This window comes from Streptomyces sp. NPDC002328, from assembly GCF_042890065.1.
Lineage (GTDB): Bacteria > Actinomycetota > Actinomycetes > Streptomycetales > Streptomycetaceae > Streptomyces.
This window is the reverse complement of sequence record NZ_JBIARQ010000028.1, coordinates 37,809-56,511: the sequence shown is the minus strand read 5'-3', so window position 1 is coordinate 56,511 and position 18,703 is coordinate 37,809. Positions and strand designations below refer to the sequence as shown.

The 18,703-nt window shown below is 69.5% G+C and carries 10 protein-coding genes; 5 read left to right on the top strand and 5 right to left on the bottom strand.

What is annotated here, in order from left to right:
- Positions 1-830 precede the first annotated feature (830 nt).
- Positions 831-1,808: a helix-turn-helix domain-containing protein gene (locus ACFYX4_RS37980; protein ID WP_389343960.1), complete on the bottom strand. Its 978-nt coding sequence runs from the start codon at positions 1,806-1,808 to the stop codon at positions 831-833.
- Positions 1,774-2,037, bottom strand: a complete 264-nt coding sequence (locus ACFYX4_RS37975; protein ID WP_007387413.1) for a hypothetical protein — start codon at positions 2,035-2,037, stop codon at positions 1,774-1,776. The genes ACFYX4_RS37980 and ACFYX4_RS37975 overlap by 35 nt, the downstream gene beginning before the upstream one ends.
- 565 nt (positions 2,038-2,602) lie before the next feature.
- Here ACFYX4_RS37975 and ACFYX4_RS37970 point away from each other — a divergent pair.
- From ACFYX4_RS37970 to ACFYX4_RS37950, 5 genes are all read left to right on the top strand, one after another.
- The gene (locus ACFYX4_RS37970) at positions 2,603-3,136 is read left to right on the top strand and encodes a hypothetical protein (protein ID WP_007387412.1); all 534 of its coding nucleotides are present in this window, start codon (positions 2,603-2,605) and stop codon (positions 3,134-3,136) included.
- An 8-nt stretch (positions 3,137-3,144) separates the two neighbouring features.
- Complete coding sequence (locus ACFYX4_RS37965) at positions 3,145-5,199, top strand: DEAD/DEAH box helicase family protein (protein ID WP_389343957.1); 2,055 nt, start codon at positions 3,145-3,147, stop codon at positions 5,197-5,199.
- Positions 5,200-5,395: 196 nt separating this feature from the next.
- Positions 5,396-7,909: a TerD family protein gene (locus ACFYX4_RS37960; RefSeq protein WP_389343955.1), complete on the top strand. Its 2,514-nt coding sequence runs from the start codon at positions 5,396-5,398 to the stop codon at positions 7,907-7,909.
- A 210-nt stretch (positions 7,910-8,119) separates the two neighbouring features.
- Entirely contained in the window at positions 8,120-13,417 is a 5,298-nt protein-coding gene (locus ACFYX4_RS37955) for an AAA family ATPase (RefSeq protein ID WP_181801066.1), read from the top strand.
- Positions 13,414-14,589: a hypothetical protein gene (locus ACFYX4_RS37950; RefSeq protein WP_389343951.1), complete on the top strand. Its 1,176-nt coding sequence runs from the start codon at positions 13,414-13,416 to the stop codon at positions 14,587-14,589. Before ACFYX4_RS37955 ends, ACFYX4_RS37950 begins: the two co-directional genes overlap by 4 nt.
- 63 nt (positions 14,590-14,652) lie before the next feature.
- On the opposite strand, the gene ACFYX4_RS37945 is transcribed toward ACFYX4_RS37950, so the two are convergent.
- The 3 genes from ACFYX4_RS37945 to ACFYX4_RS37935 are packed head-to-tail and all read right to left on the bottom strand — an operon-like array spanning position 14,653 to position 18,661.
- Positions 14,653-16,017 (bottom strand): AAA domain-containing protein, encoded by a 1,365-nt coding sequence (locus tag ACFYX4_RS37945; RefSeq protein WP_389343948.1) that lies wholly within the window; start codon positions 16,015-16,017, stop codon positions 14,653-14,655.
- Positions 16,014-17,522, bottom strand: a complete 1,509-nt coding sequence (locus ACFYX4_RS37940) for a hypothetical protein (protein WP_181801069.1) — start codon at positions 17,520-17,522, stop codon at positions 16,014-16,016. The genes ACFYX4_RS37945 and ACFYX4_RS37940 overlap by 4 nt, the downstream gene beginning before the upstream one ends.
- Positions 17,519-18,661 carry a hypothetical protein gene (locus ACFYX4_RS37935; RefSeq protein ID WP_389343943.1) on the bottom strand — a complete coding sequence of 381 codons (1,143 nt, stop codon included), beginning with the start codon at positions 18,659-18,661 and terminating at the stop codon, positions 17,519-17,521. The genes ACFYX4_RS37940 and ACFYX4_RS37935 overlap by 4 nt, the downstream gene beginning before the upstream one ends.
- Positions 18,662-18,703: the final 42 nt, after the last annotated feature.

Here is an 18,703-nt window from a genome sequence, read left to right as displayed (position 1 = left end):
AGTGCGGGCGGCATGGGAGTGCCGTCTGCGGCTGCCGCGAGCAGGACGGCGACGGGGGTCTTGTGGCGGCGCAGTACCTGGGGGTGGCCCTCGGCGCTGTACTGGATCAGGTCTCCGAGCTTTTTGCGGGCGTCCGCGAAGCTGTGGGTCGGGGCTTGGGTGAGGTTCCAGCCCAGCTTGGCTGCGTGGGCGGGGGTGGTGAGCAGTGCGTGGTGCGGGCCGCGCGTCAGGGGCGTGGGTTGCCCTTGGATGGCTGCGTCGATCAACTGTTTGAGTGCGTTGCGGGCCCCGTGCAGCGTCGCCGGGCGGGTGCGCGCCATGGCGTGTGGTGTTTCCGCGTCAGGGGCGGTGGAGGTTGTTCCCGGGTCCTCCACCATGCCTTCAACTGGCTCGGGAGTGTTCTCACCGTGTCGGCGGCCGGCGTCTTCGGGGTAGCTCAGGGGCCAGTGGCCCGCCCAGCACGGAGCGGGGTCGGACGGTTCCGTCGAGGCTGCGGGCGGAGCAGCGGGGGCGGAGTTGTCCGGCATGGCAGCGCCGGAAGACGCCTCACCGGCAGTGCGGGATGAATGCGAGGAAGACATTCCGGGACTCCAAGAACAGACGCGGCAAGGGTTGCGAGGGGCAGGTCGAGCAGTCGGCTCGGGAGCGGCCGCCAGCGGATGCGGAACGACCGGACGCCAAAAAATGTAACGCTGCTGCCCAGTCTAGCTGACGGTACATAATATTCACTGGAATTATGTACCGCCGGGGTGGGAGTCGTGGGTGATCACGGAACTGGTCCTGCTCAGGAGGATGGGAGGTGGCGATGGGCGGAAACGGTAAGCCGGCTGTCAGGCGTGATCGGCGACCTGTCCTGTGGGGTGGCGCGCTCTACCAAAGCCTTCAGCTGGGTTCGGAGGCGGCCTGCTCAGCGGCCCGCACTTGTCTCTGTGCCTCGTCCTCCGGCTCGTCGCAGTCCTCGTAAGCCAGTCGTCCGAGGTCTGCTGCTGGAACGCCCTCTCGCGCATCCGCTCCTCGTAGTCCTCGTACGTCTCGTCCGGATGGATCTGTCCGGTGCGTCGTTTGATCTCCTCGTCGCGCTCGCGGCGTTCGAGGTACTCCTGCACGGCCGGGTCGGCGTCCGCGCACGCGTACCCTCTGCCTCGCCGGATCGGCTCGGGCGGTCGCCGGCGGTCCTCGATGCGATCGAGGACCGCGTGCCACTGGGCGGCGTCTACGACGCTCACGTCGAAGGCTTTCAGGAGTGCGGACAGCTGCTCTCGGCTGGGCAGGACCGTCCCGTTGAGGATCAGGTGGGCTGTCGAACGCGGTACACGGTGCCCGTCGGCTTTGGTCGCCTTTTCGATGGCACTGTAAGAGGGCCGGCCGGGCCTCAGGCGCAGTCGCGTCAGTTCCTGGCCCAGGGAGGCGGGGGTGCGGACTTGCCGGGTCCGTCGGCTGCGGCCGGCCAGGTGCGGGCGGGCCTTCTCGATCGCGGCTGCCTTCCACAGGCTCAGGGCTGTCGCTTCTCGCCTCTGCGTGGGGTGGCTGCCGGGGTCGCCGGCAGCGCGGGCGTAGGCGAGGACGGTCTCGAGCGGGGGCAGGTGGGTGCCGCGGGCGGCCTGGCTGAGGGTGGAGGCTCCGCGGTACCCGGGCGCGCCCGGTGGGCCGGTGCGCTCGGACAGGGTGGCGTAGGTGGTACGGGTGTCGTCCTTGAGCTGGCGCAGGTAGACGGCCAGGGCCCGCAGCCGGGGGCTGGTGCCGGCGGCGACAGGTTTGGCGGGGCGGCCCATGTCACCGGCTGCGGCGGCGGGAGGGCTTGGCGACATCGCTGGAGCGGCGGCCGGTGATCAGGTCGGCCACTGCGGCGGCCACCACGACCAGCGCGGCCGGGACAGGCCGGTTGCCGGCGGCCAGTCCGGCCGATGCCAGGACGACCACGACGATGACCACGACCTCGGGGATGCCCAGCCGACTCGGCTGGGTGCGGGCAGGGAGGTGGCTGGCGCAGAACGCCGGCGGCTCGGGGCTGGCGGCGGGCAGGGGAAGGGCGGACATGAGCAGCTCCAGGAAGGTAGGGGTGAGGTCCCCAACCCGGGTGATTCGGGAAGGGATTGGTGCGAGGCGTATCCCGCCGTCGATGCCTCAAGGTTCCCTCGCCGACGCTCTCAAGGCCAGCCTGATCGGCGCCCGTTCAGGCTGACGTGTTCACCGTCGTGAAACGCAGGTACGTCGTTCGTCCCTGGTCAGGCCACCTGGAAAATCGGGTTGACCCGAAATCGTCCAGGGCTGGCACCGTCCCTGGTACAGCTGGCCGAGAGGTGTTTGAAGCGAAATTCCCGACTCCGGACACAAGGTCGAGTGGGCGACAAGGGCGTCTGGTTCCCGTTCTTCGGCCGGCGGCAGTCGGGGGCCCGGGTGGGTGACGGAGAGCGGAGCACATATCCGCTTTCGGGGTGCAGAGAGAGTGTGGCTGCGACAATGAAGTACCGCAGGGGGCGGGTGGGGCGACTTCGCTGTAGGTGAGGGTGCAGGCCTCTTTGTGTGAAGGGGGAACATGGGGGCGTGGTTTGAGCGCATGGCGGCTGTCCCTGGCCTTGCCTTTGCCGGGAGCCCGGGTGTCATGCGGGAGGCGCTGCCGGGCGCAGGGGTTCGTCCGGACGAGTCGTACGGCTCGCCGATGTGGCCGACCGCAGAGGGGAGTACGTCTGCGACACCGGCCAGCCGGCATGTGCCGTTCGACGCGCGCGGCGCTGAGCTGATCGCCCGTGTCTGGGAGGCGCTGGAGCTTCCGGGCTCGGCCAGGGACTACCACTTTGTTCTGCAGAGCGCGGTCGATCGGCTGTGGAGTACACGTCGTGCGGAGCCTGGGGCCCTCGCCGCGCTTGAGGTGTTCGCCCTGCTGGACTTGGAGTTGATGGAAGCAACCCCGCACGCGGTGTCCTTCGACACCACTGATGCACCGGCGGCGTTTGTGCGGGTGTCCTCGGTGCCACGGTTGATCGGCCTGCTGGAGCGCGAGGGCGCCTTCGCGGAAGCACTTGAGCTGGCGCGGCGGTTGGCCCGTTTCGGGCAGGGCGAGGATGTGGCGGCCCGGCTGTCGGAGAAGGCCCAGGCGCTGGTTGCCGAGGCTGCGGCACAGGGTGGATCGTCATGAGTGCGGGTTTGAAGCGACTGATCCCGGCTGCCTCCTACTTGGAGGAGGCGTTCTTGCGGTGGGTGCTCACGCCGGCCGTCGATGCGTCGATCGTTGCGCGGGTGCACAGTCAGCACCCGGTCACCGTCAACGAGCGCACTTACCGGCTGGACTACCTGATCGCGGGTGAGACGCTGCAGTTGGCCGTCGAGCTCGACGGGTTCGCCTTCCACAGTGACCGGGCCGCGTTCACCTACGACCGGCTGCGACAGAACGATCTGGCCGCGGCCGGCCTGACCGTTCTGCGGTTCTCCTACGACGCGGTGCGTACGGACACGGCGCGCTGCGTGGCCCAGTTGCAGGCGATGCTGAGGCAGGATCCGCTCCTGGCGGCACTGGTGACTACCGTGCCGCGTATCGAGATCCCGGACATGGCTGGCGATCCAATGCGGGCGGCCGATCCGCCTGGCGGTGCCGAACTGCCCTCAGGCGGGGCGTACTTCGCTGGTGTACAGGCCAGGGTGGACCGGGCGCCGTTGCGGGAGTGCCAGGACGAGGCATTGGCCGCGTTGGCGAACTACTACGCCTCCGGCGGCCGGCATGCGGCTGCGGTGATGGCGGTGGGGTCGGGCAAGACGGCCCTGGGGGTGGCGGCCGCGTTGTCGTTCAGCCGACGGCGGGCGCTGGTGGTGACCCCGGGCTCGGTCATCCGCGGCACCTTCGCCAAGGCCCTCGATCCGGGGATGCCGGGCAACGTCCTGTATGGGCTGGCGGGCGGGCCGCTGCTGCCCGGTGCCCGTCCGCCGGCCACGCTCGTCCTGGACGCGGACGACGGGCAGATCAGCCAGGTCAGCCGTGAGCGGCTTCTGGACGCGGACATCCTGGTCACCAACTTCCATGCGCTGGGCGCGGGCGACAGTGACGGGGACCTGCTGGCCAAGCTGGAGGCGGAGGACATCGACTTCATCGTCGTCGACGAGGCGCACATCGCGGCCAGCGCCTCCTACCAGCGGCTGTTCGCCCACTTCCAGGGTGCGCGCACCCTGCTGATGTCGGCGTGCTTCCAGCGTTTGGACGGCAAGCCGATCGACGCCGATGTCGTCTACCGCTACCGGCTGGTGGACTCCGTCGCGGACGGGTCGGCGAAGAACCTGCGGGTGCACCGGTTCGCTCCCGAGGTAGCGTCGACGGTGTATGAGGCGGTGTGGCCGGACGGGCGGCGCGAGCAGATCGTGGGCCGTGATGCTTTGCTGGCCACGCTGGGCGACGAGCGGAAGATGGCACGCATCACGGCACAGTCCGAGGCGCCGATCCGCCAGGTGATGGCCGTGACGCGGGCGTGTCTGGATGCGCAGGCCAAGCTGCTGGCGCCCGTCAAGCCGAGGGTGCTGTTCGCGGCGATGGGCCAGGCGCATGCTGAACAGGTCGCGCGGATCGCCGAGGAGTACGGGATTCCCAGTGCCACGCTGCACCACAGCATGCCCGCCTCCGCGATCGCCTCCACCCGGCGGCGCTTCGAGTCCGACGCCGGGGATCTGCAGGGCATCGTGCAGTTGCGGATGCTCGGCCAGGGCTACGACTTCCCGCCCATCACCGTGGTCGTGCCGCTGCGCCCCTATGGCAGCTTCGGCGAGTTCTATCAGTTCGTCGGCCGCGGTGTCCGCGTCCTGCGCCAGACCGCGGTGGCTGCCGACCAGCAGTACCTGGACGTGGTCTGCCATGCCGAACTCGGCCTGGAGGAGCATCTGGAGGCCATGTGCGCGGACAACGACATGGATCCCGCTGTGCTCCTGGATGTCCCGCTGATCGACGCCACCACCATGGAAGGGGATCTCCCCGGCCCCGGCGGCGCCGCGGAGGGGGCCGGTGGGGGTCTGGGCGGGGTGGACGCGTTCGTGCTGTACGAGCGGGGACGCGTCGAGCAGCGCGTGGTGCACGAGCTGGACCGGGTGGAGGCCCGAAGGACGGAGCGGGAGATGCAGCTGATGGCCCAGCGCTACGCCGTCTATGCGCAGAACACCGCTGCGCCGGTGCCGTTTGAGCAGTTCGTCGAGTACATGCGGAGGCTGACCGGTGGCCAGTGACCCGACACGCTGGTGGCAGCCGGCCGTGGAATGCAGTCCCGAGCAGGCGCTTGCCCTGGAGCGGGCGGCCGGGCAGCAGCAACGGTTCGCCGACATCGACGCCCTGGCGGCCAGACTGCTGGCCACAGGGCTCGCCGGACGGCCGGTGGCCACCGTCGTCCCCGGCCGAGGACGCCACACGCCGGACACCGCCAAGGTGACGGCCCTCACCCGGGAAGAGGAAGTCTTCTGCGCCAACGCCTTCGGGGTCCAGGAGCAGCAGCGGCTCGGCGCGTGGTACCTGCCGCAGAAACTCTCGGTGAAGGCAGGGGCAGTCAATCTGCCGTATCTGCTGCGGGAACGCCCTGGCCACGCTCTGACGCTGGCCGCCGATGACACCGCCCGCCTCACCGCTGTGGAGGACTGGGACACGGTGCTGCTGTGGGCGCTGCTGGTGCCGCTGTTCGAGACACTGCTTCAGCCCATCCGGCTGCGGGCGGCAGGAGAGATCTTCCCTCGCACAGAACAGCAGCGGTTCTGGACACTCATCGAGGAGCGTTACCGGCTGCTGGGCATCGACGCGAGCGCGCTGGAAGCCTTCCGCTTCGGCGGCGGCTGGCACCAGCTGGACCGTGCGGGACAGCAGCAGGCCCGCCTTCGTTTGCTGGACACCCTTGCCGCCGCCGACCTCGTGCAGCTTGCCGCACGTCACCGGATCCAGCGGTTGCAAGGGCTGATGGCTGGTTTCGCCAAGAAGGCCAGGACGGGAACAGCCCTGGCGCGCCGGGTGCTCACCAAAGAGCTGCAGCCGGTCGTCTCCGCGTACTTCGGGGGTGACTGGCTGGCTGTGCTGGATTACCTTCAGGCTCCCCCGCACCCGGATGAGGAGATCATCACCGCTCTGCCCGAGCCACGTCTGTACGTCGGCATGGCCACGCAGACGGCCGGCATGGCGGCCGAGGCGGGCATCGCGGAGGACGAGGTCCATGCGATGCTCGCGGCCTTCCTCGGCGGCGGCAGTTCTCTGTCTCCGGTGGAGGAGCGGGCTGCGGCCCTGCGCGGCTGGTGGGCGGACTTCGACCAGGCGCATGCCGGCCAGTCACGGGGAATGCCGTCGTTGTGGGGGCTGGTCGATCAGGATCTGATGAGTCTGAACCGGACCGAGCAGGGGTACACCCCTCAGTTGTACCGGCAGCGTCTGCCCGCCGATGTCCTGGAACGGGTGGGGCGGCTGTGGGAAACGGTGACGCTTGCGCGGTATCCCGGCAGCATCGTCAGCAACCCGCGCCCGCACCAGACCATGGCCGAAGCCCTCGGTCCCGCGGCCGAGTTCTGGCACGGCGTGGGCCTGACCGCCTGGTTCGTGTGCGAAGGCCCCTACTCCCGCACCACCTTGGACCGCGTCGACCGCTATTACAGCAGGCCGCTGGCCGCCCTGCGCGCGGCCGGATGCCCGGTCGACACCGCCTTCTTCCGCGAACTGCAAGCCGCCGAACAACTCCTCGGGCCGGAGGAGGAGATCACGGACAGCGAGGACAGTACGGTCGAGACCCCGTACGGGCAGATGACGTTCACCTCCAGCATGAGTCACGGCGCCCGTCGGGACGGCTTCGAGCGGGTACGGGACGTCATCACACGACACCGGCGGGCCTGGGCCGAGCAGTATCTCGGTGCCTTCGTGGAGGGCCGCTGGCGCTCCGAGTTGGAGGAGGTCGCCCACCAGCATCACCGCTTCGTCGCCGCCAAGGGGCGTCCCCCCACGCTGCCCCAGTTCGCCCGGTTCGCGATCACAGCAGCCAACCACTGGACGGGCGGCGACCTGGGGGCGCTGTACACGGCCATCGGCGAGCCGACGCCATCCCAACAGGAGCGGCCTACCCGCCTACTGACTGAGGACGGCTACGACTTCGCCCGCCGGGTGTACCAGGACCTGGGCGGCAAGCCCGTCGACCACGACACCTGGGTGAACAACCCGGAAGAAACCCAACGGCAGTGGCAGCTCAGCCGCCTGGCCACCGAAAGCCTGCGCCACCTCCAACTACAGGAAGCACTCGGGCGGCCGCCGACCGCCAAGGAGTTCGGCGCCCAGCGGCTGACCTGGCCGTGGCCTGGCAAGGAAACCGAAGGCTGGCCCATCCTCCAGCATGTCATCGCGGCTCTTACTGGTACCAGCCTGCCGCCGATCGCACCCCCCTCCCCCGCCGTCCCGGCCAGCAACGGGGAAAACGCTGCTGGGCAGTTGCTGGCCAAGGGGGCTAACACGGCCGTGGCCACGGAACCGACGACGGTCCGCATCACCTGCACCGGCGCGCCCGTCGATGTCTCCGCTGTACTCCTCACCCGCAACGGCAAGGTACGCGACGACCACGACCTCGTCTTCTACAACCACCCCAGTCACGACGGGGTCAGCGTCGGAGGAGACACCGTCACCGCCGATCTGAACCTCATCCCCGACGACATCACCTCCATCGCCGTCATCGTCAGCATCGACATCGAGGCCCAGCCCGCCGCAGTCTTCGACCAGCACACCCAGTGGCACGCAGACATCACCCAGTCTTCCAGCGCCCAACTGGCTTTCGCTCCGGGGCCGTTCTCATCAGGCGAGACCGTCACCGTCGCGGTGGAGCTCTACCGCCACACAACCGGATGGAAGGCCCGCGCTGTCGGGCAGGGCTACAACACCGGCCTCGCGGGCCTGGCCACCGACTACGGCATCAACGTCGACGCCTGACATCCCCTGTCTGGTACGCGAAACCGTCGACGACCAGGTGAGTGCGGCCGCCGTCGCCGTCGATCTCGCGTGCGAGAGCCGCTGCTGGTGCCCAACCTGCAAGGTGTTCCCGGAGCAGCTGGATCTTGCACACATGATCTCCCCTTGGGTTTCCGTTCCGTCCCGGTACGTCGGGGAGGTTAGGGTGACCGTGAAGCGCACCACGGAGGGGTGCCAAGTGAGCAGGGCACGCTGGAGGTGAGCATGGGGCTACGCCCGACACACCTTGGCTACGCTTACCAGGACCTGCTCACCGCGCTGCGACTGGTGGACCTGGCGGTGGGACGTGCGAATTCCCTGCTGGTCGACACGAAGATGTTCACCGGGGACCGATTTGATGACATCACGTGCGAGTGGGGCACCGGCAGCCGCGAGCGGCTGCAGATCAAGCACACGGATCATGACCGCGCGTTGTCGCTGGAGAGTTTCACGAAGGACAAGCGAGGCCTACGCCTGGATCTGCTCTTCTCCTCCATGGACCACGACTTCACCTCGGATCCGGGTGCCTCGCATCGCCTCGTGGTGCGCGACATGGAGCCGGAGGATCCCGAGCTGACCCGGGTGCTGCGCCCGGTCCACGCGAGCACCGATCCCGGGCCTGCACTGCACGGCTTGAACAGCAAACGGTTCCGTTTCGACGCCGCTGCGCTGCGTGCACACGCTCCGTGGAAGGAGATGCTCGCCCAGGTCAGTGATGACCTGCTCAACCGCGCTTGCGCATCCCTGGTCGTCGACACGGATCTTCCGGCGTGTTCGCTCAACATTCGCGAGCCCGGGCCAGCCGAGGCGGCCTTGCTGCACCGCATCACCGAAGAACTCGGTGCCGGACGGCCGCCGAACCGGCACCGCACGCCCGAGGAGGTGGCGCTGGCCCTGATCGAGGCGGCCAAAGCGGCGCGCAGCCGGGCGGGGACCGTGATGGTCGAGGACCTGCTTCCTCGTCTGAGTCTGGAAGTCGACTTCGGAGCGGTCCGTGAGGGGCACCCCGTGGACCTGGCCACCGAGGTGAGACGTCCTACGGTGCTCACGGGCGTGGTCGCGGCCGTGAAGGACGCTGCTCAGCAGGGGGGTGTCGTGGTGGTCACCGGTGCTCCCGGCATCGGCAAGTCGTGGTTGTGCGAGCAGCTCGGGGATGCGCTGCGGGAATCCTGGCTGGCGGTGAGGCATCACTGCTGGCTCGGCGCTGCGGACATCGACCGTCAGCAGCGTGTGCTGACTGAGGTCGTGATCGGCAGCCTGCTGAAGCAGCTGGGTACGGCCGTTCCGGAGGCGCTGGCGCAGGTCAGGCCGCGCTACGCGGCCACGCCGGAGACGCTCACGGCCGCGGTCACTGCCGCGCGCGGCCTGGCACCGGACCGGCCGATCGCGCTGATCGTGGACGGTATCGACCATGTCAGCCGGGTTCTTGGATCCACCACCGGCAGCGCCTTTCGTCCGCGGGTGGACCCGGCGGCCTCTCTGGTCGCGGACCTCTCCGCCCTGGAACTGCCGCCCGGTGTCGTGCTCGTCCTGGCCAGCCAGCCCGGCCCTCACCTCGAGGCCGTCGACGCCGGTGCCTCCCGTCTCACCGTTGCCCCGCTCAACCGCGCCGAACTGCATGCTCTGGCGGACCGCCTGGGCGTGTTGACGGCCCTGGAGTCCTCCTCTGCCGGTGAGGGGCTCGATCCCGCTGCGCGGGCGGAGGCCGCGGTCGCACTGATCGAGGAGCGCTCTCGAGGCAACGCCCTGTACGCCACGTATTTGTGCCGGCAGGCCGTTGGTCCTGCCCCGGGCCTGGGAGCGGCGCCGGCGCCGGATGGTGCTGGCGATCCTCTGGAGAGGTTGCGGACGGTGCCGTCGTCGGCGCACGACCTCGACGACTACTACGCCTATCTGCTGGCCGGTCTGACCCCCGGGCAGCGTTCTGCTGTCAGCATGCTCGCGGTATGCGACTTCGCTGTGAGTGCATCGGAGCTCGAGGAAATTTTCCCGCTGCCCGGAATGCAACTCGGTGCCGCGCTGAACAGCGTGGCACCGATCGTCGCGCAGCAGCCGGGTATCGGCGGACTGAAGATCCATCATGAGAGCTTCAGCCGCTTCATCCGCCGGGCCGACGGCGACGACAGGTGGGTCGATCAGGTCCGGTCCCAGGCCGCCGACTGGTTGTCCCAGCGGGGCTTCTTCACCGATCCCCGCGCGTTCCGGCACCTGCCCGAACTGCTGGCCGCTCTGGGGCACGATGACGAACTCGCTCTGCTGATCGAACCCGATTTCCTCTCCCGCGCGATTGCCGGGCTGCAGCCTCCTCAGGCCATCGTCCACACTCTGACCGTTGCCGCGCGGCGTGCGGCGGTCCGCAACGACTGGCCCACACTGGTGCGCTGCGTCGAACTGAGCCGGGCGCGGGCGACGTATGAGGACGAAGGCCTGCCGGGTTCCCTGGTGCCGTATGCGGATGTGCTGGTGGCGCTGGTGGGAGCCGACCGCGTGGCGGCAAGCCTGATGTACGAGGGTGTGACCACGATGGCGGCGCGGTGGGGCCTGCAACTGTGTGCGGCGGTCGACCGGGCCGGCTATGCCGCCCCGTGGGAGGCGTACCTGACGGCCTGGGACGAGGCACGCAAGGATGAGCGTGTCCACTACGGTTCCGAGAGCGATGAGTCGGTGTTCCTGGCGGAGTTGCGCGGACGGATCCGGTTGCCGGCCCGGGCTGCTGACGATGTCGAGCTCGGGCAGGTCCCGCGTACGCTCGCGCAGCGGGTGGCCCGGTTCCTCGGCCAGGAGGCTCTGACGTCGCCTGAGGATGCGCTGGGTGTGCTGTTGGACTGTCTGGGTCCAGACCCGTTGCTCGAGAGCGCGGAGCTCATCGAGCAGCCCGACCGGCGCGCGGCCCTTTTGCTGCACCTTGCGGACGCCCATGGCACGGCGGGCGGCGCGCTGCCGTCTGCCCGCGCGCTGGCCACCGCGGCCTGGGCCAGCGGGCCGTGCGACCCGCGGCGCCTGCTCCGCCATGGCGTGGCAGTGTCGGACCTTGCCGAGGAGATCTTTTCCGGGGACATCGCCGCGGTTCTCGCGGAAGCAACACAGGATGTACTGACCGACCGTGCCAGCGGCCTGTCCGGCCCGGTGAACAGGTGGCTGACACTGCTGGCCGTGGCCCATGCCGCCGATCCGCAGGCGCCCGCCCGACTGCTTCCCCTCCTGGACGGCGATGGCTTCTACCATGCCTGGCTGCGCTTCACCCTGGCCACCGTCGGCCTGCACCGCGACGTCGAGGCGGGCATCCTCACAGCCGAAACCGCGTCCGCGACCGTGCGTGTGGCGCTCGAACAACTGGCCCAGCATGCACACGCGTTCACGGGCAGCCCCCGGGCTTGCGATCTTGCGGACATCCACCGGCAGGTGCGGCAGGTGTTGCACGACGCCGTCGCCCTGCTGCGTGGCGATGATGTCGCTGCGGGCATCGCCTTCCTGCAAGCCGTCAGCGAGGGCACCACCACCTCTCTCATGGGCATGGCCGGAACCGGCCCGCTGATCACTACGGAGCTGGTGTCCCTGCTCGTCGGGAGCGTCGGCCAGGCAGGGGCCGACGTCGTGCACGAGCTCATGCGCACGCTGCGCGGAGCGCAAGCCGAGCGCCGTGCGCTGTATGCGGAGGACGCCGACTTCGAGCTTGAGATGGCCCGCGTAAGTCTCGCCTGCGACGACCCGCACGAGGCGCAGCGGTGCTGGGAGCGTGCCGCCCGCTACTTGGGGGCCTATGGCGGTCACAAGGACATCACCATCGAGGAGCTGCTGGATCCGCTGCCTCAGCTCCTGCAGGCCGATCCCGTCCAGGCGCAGGTGCGTCTGGCGCGTACGCAGCCTCTTGTCTATCTCGTCGCGGACTGCACCGACGGGCGGGGCACGGCGGGAACGCCGCAGGAGTGGTGGCGTTCCCTTGCGCGCCTGGATCCGCGGGGTGCCGCGCAGCTGGGCGCCCAGGTGCTGCTGGCTGAGCCCGGGCTGCCCGATGGCCGGGTGGGCGCGGCCCACCGGCAGCTGCTGGCCACGCAGGCTGACACGGCCGACCCCGTCGTCCTGGCCGCGCTCCGCATCGCCGCTGGACCCGATGGCCGCAGCATCCAGCAGGACGTTGCTCTGCTCACCAGGCTCGCTGACCTGCCCGGCGACGACGCGGCCCGCGCATCGCGTCTCCTGCCGGTGCTGGCCAATGCGATCACCTCCACCTACGACGACCAGACACTGATCGCCGCATCGCAGGCTGCCGGGGACGAGCCCACTTCTGCGCTGCGCACAGCAGCACAGAGTTGTGGCGGTGAGGGCGGCTTGCCCTGGGCGCCCCGCCCCGTGCCCAACAACACCTCACGTGACTGGTTCGGCCCCGAGAAGCGCCCCACCACAGACGCGTACCTGCACGCCCAGCAGCGTCCGACGCTGCCAGAAGGTGCTGCCGGCGCGCTTGCTGCGGTCCGTGACCGCAGCAGCAAGGCATACGATGCCCCCTCGGGCCCACGCTGGTCGAGGGACGCGCTGGCCAATGCGGTCGGGTGGCGGCTCTTGGAGATCATCGACGGTCAGGGAGCAGACGCAGCCGCCCAGTTCCTGCACCGGATCGCCGACGAGATGAACGCCTCCAACCCCCTTGAGCTACTGGCCGACCTCGCCATGGGTCTCCGCTTGCGCCAGGACAGCGATCCTGGTGTCTACGGCCCACTCGCCGCCACGGCGGGCATGCTCGCCTACACCAAGATGCGAGGCGGCGGCGGATGGCGTTCCTTCGGCGGCAATGACCGGCTGGATCTGTGGCAGCAGGCGCACTCCGCGGACCCGGCCACCGCAGCCCGCAACCTCGCAGACCAGGTGGCCCACGCCGTCGCCGAGGCGTCCTACAGCCGCACTATCGGTGTCAGCCTGGCCCTGGTCTCGGCGTTCGCTGTTCAGCCCCCGCTCGCTTCACCCCCGACTGTCAGCGCTTTCGCCTGCTGGGATGCGGCGTATGGCGTCATCGCCCACCGTCTGCCGGGCCGTGCCCGTCTCGGTCAGGGTGCCTACCACCCGGTGCCGGAACAGGCGACCCAGCACGACATCGACACCGCACTGTGCGAACTTGCGTTGGCCACGATTGCCCTGCCTGAACGCGGCGACAAGCGCCGCGCCCTGATCACAGCGACGGTTCTGCTGGCCAGCCGTTCCGGCCAGGCGCAGGCAGCCCTGGCGCGCGTCCTCTCCTTCGACCTCGGAGCCGGCCCCCTGACCTGGCTCCTGACCGTCCTACAAGGACACCTGCCCGACGGGCCTCTGGATGCCGCCCTTCTCGCACAGCTCGTCACGCTGTGCGCCAGTGACGTGCTGTCCGTCCGTGCGGATGCGTCCGCCATCCTGGCCCGCGCTGGCCACCAGGCGCCCGCCCCCGCGGCAACGGCAGCCCATCCGACACTCGCACGCGCCATCGCCGCCGCCCTCTCCCCCAGCGAGGACAGCGCATGAACAACCCTCGGGAGTTCGCAACCCACCTCGTCGACCACTACCTGGGCGACCGCCTAAACGCCGCCGGCAGTCCGGCCGGGCTCCGCGAGACCGTCATCGATCTCGTGATCGATGCTCTTCCCGACGTCGAGACGCTCATGAGCAGGCAGCTGGACCTTCTGACCAATGGACGCCGCAGCCAGCTTCCCGACGCCTATCTCGCCGACCAGGCCGCCGCCGAAGACGCCCTGCAACGCGCTGCCGCCGGCCTGCGTGCCGCGCTTGCCCAAGTGGGACATCTCGGCAATGCCCAGAACTTCGAACGCGGCGCGGCCGCGCGACTGCGCGATGACCCCCGCGCGGCTCTGCGTGCCGAACTCGCCCGCATTCCCCGCCCTCTGACTCGTCCCAAGGCCCTGGCGTGGTCGCTTGATCCAGCACCGTGGTTCAGTGAGAGCCATCAAGCGGACAAGCCCTGGCCGCCTTCCGGCTTCGCTTCGGTCGCGGGCCTGCGGTCCCTGCCGGGAAACGCCATGGCCTTTGCTCGCGTGGATGGAGGTCCGCACGAGGGCTGGGTGCAGATCGGCTTGTTCGAGCGGCAGCGCACTCCTGCACGCCGATACCCGGATCAGCCCGCCCGCCAACTGCAGATCGCCGTCGGCCTGGAGGCCCTCGACGACGACCCGCCGCCCGGCACACTACCCGCCTCCCAGGCCCCCTGGCAGCTGTGGACCAGCCCGTGGCGGCGCCTGGGACTCGGCCTTTCAACCGAGTCAGCAGCCGAGCACATCAGTGCCGCAGACCAGGCCTTGACGGCCCTCACTGACGCTGGAGCCTCTGGCCTGATCGATACGCCTCGCCCTCGCACCCTGAGCGGCCTCGGCCTGCCCCTCTACGTACTCGCACCCGCAGCCAGCGTCGTGGCCACACTCGGCCTTGAACCCACAGAGGGAATCTGCGGGTTCAGCCTCAGCGACGCCACCGGTGAGGCACTGATTTGCCGCCAGTGGCACGGCCACCTCGTCCACGACGGAAACTACGAACCACTCCTGCCCGCGGTCGCGGGAGCTGATCTACTCATCCGGCCCGACCTGTTCGCCCGGCTGCACGACACGATCGGCGCCGCGCGCTGCCGAGCTGGCGTCAACGTCCACCACAAGTCAGCCGACGACACCCTCGACGACGAGGACTGAGGGCACCCCAGCGACGACGCTCCCATCAACCCACCTACATGTGGCAGGCGTGCGGCGACCTCCTCATCCGCGCCGGTGACGGGGCTGTGCCTGGGCGGAGATGGTGTGCTGGGTCAGGTGGGCGAGGACGGTGTGGTTGGCCTCCCAGCCGTCGGCGACCTGGGAGGCGGCTCCGGGTTGTGCGGGGTCGTTGGAGGGGTGAGCGTCGAGGAGTTCGGCGATGCCGGCGCGGGCCACGACGATGCAGGCGTGGCGGTGGCGTGAGGTGAGTACGCACAGGCGGCCGGCTTCCAGGTGGAAGGCGGAGGCGTCGCCGCGGCCGGAGAGGGGGTGCAGGACGATGGTGAGCCTGAATTCGCAGCCTTGGAGTCGGTTGGCGGTGTCGATGGTGACGCCGTGGAGGTGGGGGTACTGGCGGGCCAGGAGGGCGCGGATGTGGTGGGCCTGGCTGCGGTGGGCGGTGCCGATGGCGATGTCCCCCGGCTGCAGGACGTGGCCTTCGGGGTTTTCCTCGCAGGTGGTGGTGGCGCGCCGGGCCAGCAGCCGTTCGGCGATGCTGAGGACGGCCTGGAAGGCTTCGATGTCGTGCTGGCCTGTGATGCGGGCTGGTAGTTCGAACAGTGCCCATCCGGTTCGGGCGGCGTGTTCGATGACCTCGTCGGTAGGGGTGCGCATGCCGCGGATGGAGAACGTGAGGGTGCGGTCGGCTTCACGGCTTCCGGCGTGGAAGGGCGTGAAGGGGTAGAAGGCGTCGCTGATCAGGGGGACGGCTGAGGGCGGCAGGCGCCAGGACACGGGCAGAAAGTGGACGGGCAGGTCGGGGTTGTTGCCGAGCAGGACGGCGACCGCGCTGTTCATGGGGTCATGGGGCAGGCCTTGGAAGCGGTCGGTTTCGACCGTGGAGAAGGGGTCGAGTTGGCCGGGATCTCCGACGAAGAGGGCCCGGTCAAAGAGGCTGGCGGTCCACAAAAGCATGTCGGAACGCATCTGGTAGGCCTCGTCGATGATCGCCCACGGCCATCGGCGGTCGGTGACCGTGGCCCATTTCATGGCGGTTCCCACGATGACGTCGGCCGTCTTCTCGAGGGCTTCGATGCGGGTGGCGATACGGATGCCGGGATGTGCCTGCAGGTCGTGGGGGACTGAGTGTTCCGTTGCGGTGAGCCGTGCGGTGCGCAGATGCGGGTGGTGCCGGGCGAGTCGTCGTACGAGTTGGTCGACCTGGGTGTTGGTCTGGGCGATGACGGGGCAGGGGGCGTTGGACTGGGCGAGGGCGTCGGCGGCTCGGGCGACCAGGGTGGATTTGCCGGCGCCGGGCGGGGAGTGCACGACGATTCCGCGGTGGGTGAGTGTGGGCAGTTGGTCCAGGATGGCGCGGGCGGCCGTGTCCATCCGCTGCTGCGGCGAGGGCTGGTGGGAAGGTGTCACTGTTCTTCCTCACCCTCGCCCGCATCCTCGTCGCTGTCGTCCGGATGGTCGGCAGGAGACCCGCCATGGGTCCAGGGGGTCTTCTCTCGTGAGGGAAATTCCGGCATCCGGTAGGAATCCGGTGCGATGGTGAACACGAGGAAGGCCCCGGCTTCGGGCAGGACGTCGTAGGTGGGACGGTCGGCGTGGCCCATGCCTGCGGTGATCTCGAGTTCGACGAGAGTGTCGCCGTCGGCGGGAGTGATCTCGCAGATCTTGTAGCCGGCCTTGCGGTAGGCGTGGCAGGCCAGGAGCTGGCCGGGTTCCATGCGCAGCGGGTCGGAGGTGGACACGGTGAACCGCGGCCGCCATTGTGGCCGTCCGGTGGGCCCGCGCAGGGTGTGCTTCGAGTCGATCGCGGTGACGGTGCCGCCGAAGGCTTCGCCGGTGGTGCGCAGTTCGGCTCGTGCGAAGGGGTCGTCGGCGGTGCGTTCGGCGGCGAAGGCGGCTGCTGCGAGTTCCATGTGGGCCAGGCGGACGGCGGCGGCGACGGCTTGGTCGCGGGCCGGCCGGGGGCGTCCGTCCTGGGCCAGGTGCAGGCATTCGTCGGTGAAGGCGGTGCGTTCGTGGTCCCAGCGGCGTGCGGTGCTCTCGGCTTCGGGGAGGGCCTGTAGGAGTGCGTAGGCATGCCACATGAGGTCCCAGGTGGGCTGCAGGCAGGTGGCCAGCAGGCGCTCGAGTTCTCGCAGGATGCGGGTCTGCTCCTGGGCCAGGGCTTGTCGCCGGGCGCGGGCGTAGGCGTCGAACAGGGGCGCCAGGTGGTCGTTGTCGAAGGCGGCGTCGGTGGCTGGTCCCGCCGGGCGGTGGGTGGCCGGGTCTTCTGCTGCCAGTGCGGCGTCGCGTCCGGAGGCGGTGTGGCGGGGTGGGTCGATCCAGGCCAGCAGGGTGGCCAGGTCCTTGTCCTCGAGGGGGCTTTGGCCGCTGATCCAGTGCATGCCAAGGAAGCTGGTCATGGGGATGAGGGCGGCTGAGCCGACCAGGTCGGCGCGGTCGGTGAGATAGGTGAGCCAGTGTCCCAGGCGCTGGACGGCCCGGGAGCCGGGATGGTGGTCATCGGCGGTGCGGAACCTCAGGTCGTCTCCGAGGTCTTTCAGGTGCTGCACGGTCTGGGGGTTGGGGACGAGGATCTGGGGAGCGTCGGTGTAGCGGCGTCGGGCCGGCTTGCTGGAGGTGGCGGGCAGGTGTTCGCTGTGCCGCTGGCAGGCGTCGATGTAGGCGGTGACGGCGTCTGCCAGAGAAGCGAGCATGGGAGTGGTGCTGCCCGAAGGCGGGGCGACCAGGAGTTGGGGGCGGCGGGGATCGGTGCCCAGCATGACGGCCAGCGGTCGTGCGGCGGGCCCGGTCTGTTTCAGCGCCAGCAGCATCAGCGGCTGGTCGCTCAGGTGGAGGTGACGCAGCTGGCTGGCGCGCTGGGCGTTGCCGGTGGAGGCGGCGCGCATGCGCAGGAGCGAGGTGAGGCGGATCATGCGCTGTCCGTCTGGAGATCTGTGTGGATGCGCTGTGCCTGGCGCAGGGCCTGGGTGAGGTCTTTCTGGCCCCGTGAGGGGTGCAGGTGCCCGTCGGCGAGGGCCAGGGCCGTGGCGATGGTGTCGATTCCCGCGAGGTCCTCGCGTACTGCAGTGCCCAGAGCGGCGGGCTTGCCCTGGTTGCGGGCCTCGGCACGGCAGTGAAAGGCCAGGTCGCAGTGGTGGCGGCAGCCGGGGGTGTAGTTGGGCCGCACGGTGGCGAGCGCGGCAACGAGTTCACCGCGGGGCCGGGTCGGTTTCTGGTCTGGGCCGGGCGCCAGGTCGAAGGTGGTGTCGGGTGGAACTTTGTCCAGCAGTTCGGGCAGGCGCCGCAGTCTGCCGAGGTGGCGGCTCAGGTTCTTGATCTGCTTGTGGGCGCTGAAGGGCGTGGCGGTGGGGTGGCGGGTGAAGTTGCGCGGGTTGACCAGGACCACGGTGTCGGAGACGTGCTCTGGCGGGAGACCGTCCTCGGCGAGGAGTTCCCGCAGGGCCAGGACGTAGGCGGCGGCCTGGGTCAGCGCTGCGGTGGCCTTGATGGGATCGGGCTGTCCGTGGATGACGGGGAAGGATTTGATCTCTACGACATAGAAGACGCCCTCGCGCTGGAAGGCGATGACGTCGGGTTCGAGGTAGGCCTGGTGTCCGGCGACGGTCAGACGCAGTACGGGGTGGTCGAGCAGGGTGCGGGGGTCCGACCTGCCGTGTGCTGCTCTGCGGATACGCGAGCGGGTGTGGACACGGCGCAGCCGCAGAGGGGACTTGTCGTCATCGCTGCCGACGCTGTTGACGTCCTCGTAGGACACCTCCGGCACGCTCAGGCCCAGGGCCTGGCGGAGCAGCGGCACCAGCGGGGCTCCGCCTTGGGCGGTGACCTGGCGTTCGAAGGCGAGGCCGTAGTCGAGAGCGAGCTGGGATTTTCTCAGCGGCCGCGGGAGGCCCAGATGGGCGGCGAGGCCGTCTTTGTCGATGCCGGCCGCATCCAGCAGCGAGCGGCGCTCGCAGCTCGGATTGGCGGTCAGCGCCGCCAGGGTACGTGCATTGTGCGGGATGGGCGCAGCGGTTCCGCGTAATACGCCCAGTCGTTCGTCGAGCGAGCTCACTGATTTCCTTGGCGGGACAGGGCACAGCCGTGCTGGTTGCAG

Bases quoted from the DNA above. Each gene is read 5' to 3' on its own strand.
- ACFYX4_RS37980 (WP_389343960.1), bottom strand. From the start codon at position 1,808: ATGTCGCCAAGCCCTCCCGCCGCCGCAGCCGGTGACATGGGCCGCCCC.
- ACFYX4_RS37975 (WP_007387413.1), bottom strand. From the start codon at position 2,037: ATGTCCGCCCTTCCCCTGCCCGCCGCCAGCCCCGAGCCGCCGGCGTTC.
- ACFYX4_RS37970 (WP_007387412.1), top strand. From the start codon at position 2,603: ATGCGGGAGGCGCTGCCGGGCGCAGGGGTTCGTCCGGACGAGTCGTAC.
- ACFYX4_RS37950 (WP_389343951.1), top strand. From the start codon at position 13,414: ATGAACAACCCTCGGGAGTTCGCAACCCACCTCGTCGACCACTACCTG.
- ACFYX4_RS37940 (WP_181801069.1), bottom strand. From the start codon at position 17,522: ATGATCCGCCTCACCTCGCTCCTGCGCATGCGCGCCGCCTCCACCGGC.